The 1,451-nt window shown below is 75.3% G+C and carries 2 protein-coding genes and 1 pseudogene; 2 read left to right on the plus strand and 1 reads right to left on the minus strand.

What is annotated here, in order from left to right; all coding sequences use genetic code 11:
- Window positions 1-117 precede the first annotated feature (117 nt).
- Both MNZ39_RS21205 and MNZ39_RS21210 read left to right on the plus strand, forming a co-directional pair.
- Window positions 118-483 carry a hypothetical protein gene (locus MNZ39_RS21205; protein ID WP_242341094.1) on the plus strand — a complete coding sequence of 122 codons (366 nt, stop codon included), beginning with the start codon at window positions 118-120 and terminating at the stop codon, window positions 481-483.
- 139 nt (window positions 484-622) lie between these two features.
- Window positions 623-934, plus strand: coding sequence for an STAS domain-containing protein (locus tag MNZ39_RS21210; RefSeq protein ID WP_242341095.1), 312 nt, complete (start codon window positions 623-625; stop codon window positions 932-934).
- A gap of 6 nt (window positions 935-940) precedes the next feature.
- On the opposite strand, the pseudogene MNZ39_RS21215 reads toward MNZ39_RS21210, so the two are convergent.
- Window positions 941-1,451 (minus strand): annotated as a pseudogene (locus tag MNZ39_RS21215) (response regulator); the annotation flags it as partial.

Consider the following 1,451-nt stretch of genomic DNA (forward strand, 5'->3'; position numbering starts at 1 on the left):
GGGGGCGGGCCCCCCCGCCCGCCCGGGGGCCGGCGCCGGCCCGGGGGGGGCCCCCGCCCCCCCCGCCGGGCTGGGCTTCGTGCTCGGCAGGCTCATGTCGCGGACCTGAGCGCGCCCATGGACGACCGAGGGACGAGGGGGGCGGGAGACATGGCGGCGATGGACGACATGAACGAGGTGGGCGAGACGCTGAAGTCGGTGAGCCGCCAGGCCCGCGACGCGGTGACGCGGTTCGCCGAGCAGGTCGAGCTCGAGCGGCACATGCAGGAGCGGCCGATGGCCGTCCTGGGGGTCGCCGCCGCGGCCGGGTTCGTCCTCGGAGGCGGGCTGTGGCCGGTCATGCGCCCGTTCGTGAAGGCGGCGGCGCGCGCGGCGCTCTCGCCCACGAACCTGATCGCGATCGGAGCCGCGCTCGGCGCCATGCGGGCCGCGAGCGGCGGCGACGAGATGTCGCAGGAGATCCCCGGAGCCGAGACGCACTAAACGGCCGAGCACGATTCGCGAACAGGCGAGTGAAACCCCGCGAGACCGCGTCGCAGTGGGGCTCGCTTGGGGTCGGAAGTTGACCGCCCGGGAGGGCGGCCACACCCTAGACGCTCGCAATCGCGAGGTGAACGAGATGATGGACGTGACGCGAGGCGCGCACGGGGAGCTGGTCATTCGTATCGGTGGAACGTTCGACGGGCGGGCCGCGACGCGCCTCACCGGCTGGCTCGGCGAGATCCCCTCGAGCGACGCGCTCGTCGTCGACTTCTCGCAGGTGCGGGACTGCCAGGACTTCGGCCTCGCCGCCGTCGCGCGCGATCTCGCGCAGCGCGGCGAACGCCTCCAGCTCCGCGGCCTCACGCGCCACCAGCAGCGGATGCTCCGCTACTTCGGCCTGGATCTCCGCCTGCACGGAGAGCTTCACGAAGAGGAAGAGGCGCTGGGGTAGGCCGCGCTACTCGCGAGGGGGCGCCGCGCGCGGGTCCTTCGCTCCCGGCTCCGCCGGCGCACCCTCGTCGAGGAGCTGCGCCGCGATCGCGAGCGCCTTGCGCACCTTGTCGCGCACCTTCTCGTCGCCCTTGATCTTCTGGTAGGCGCGGAGCACGCGCTCCTCGTTCTTGGCGTTCGCCGCCTCGAGCTCCTGCACGCGCTTGCGGAGCTCGACGGTGCGCTTCTCCGCCTCGCCGCGGGCGCCCTCGGCCTCTCCGCGCGCGACGACGAGGTCGGTCCGGAGCGCGTCGAGCTCCTGCTCGAGCGCCTCCGCGCGGGCGATCGCGCCGGAGGCCTTGGCGGACTCCTCGCCCTTGCGCCGCGCCTCGGCCTCGGCGAGCTCCGCGCGGCGCTCGGCGTCCGCCGCCCGGCGGCGCGCCTCGGCCGCGTCGCCCTCGGCGCGACGGGCCTGCGCCGAGAGCGCGTCGATCTTCTCGCGCGCGCCGGCGAGCGCGGCCTCCGCGTCGGCGGTTCGC

The sequence above is a fragment of the Anaeromyxobacter sp. SG66 genome, from assembly GCF_022690805.1.
Classification (GTDB): domain Bacteria; phylum Myxococcota; class Myxococcia; order Myxococcales; family Anaeromyxobacteraceae; genus Anaeromyxobacter; species Anaeromyxobacter soli.

Bases quoted from the DNA above. Each gene is read 5' to 3' on its own strand.
- MNZ39_RS21205 (WP_242341094.1), top strand. From the start codon at position 118: ATGGACGACCGAGGGACGAGGGGGGCGGGAGACATGGCGGCGATGGAC.
- MNZ39_RS21210 (WP_242341095.1), top strand. From the start codon at position 623: ATGGACGTGACGCGAGGCGCGCACGGGGAGCTGGTCATTCGTATCGGT.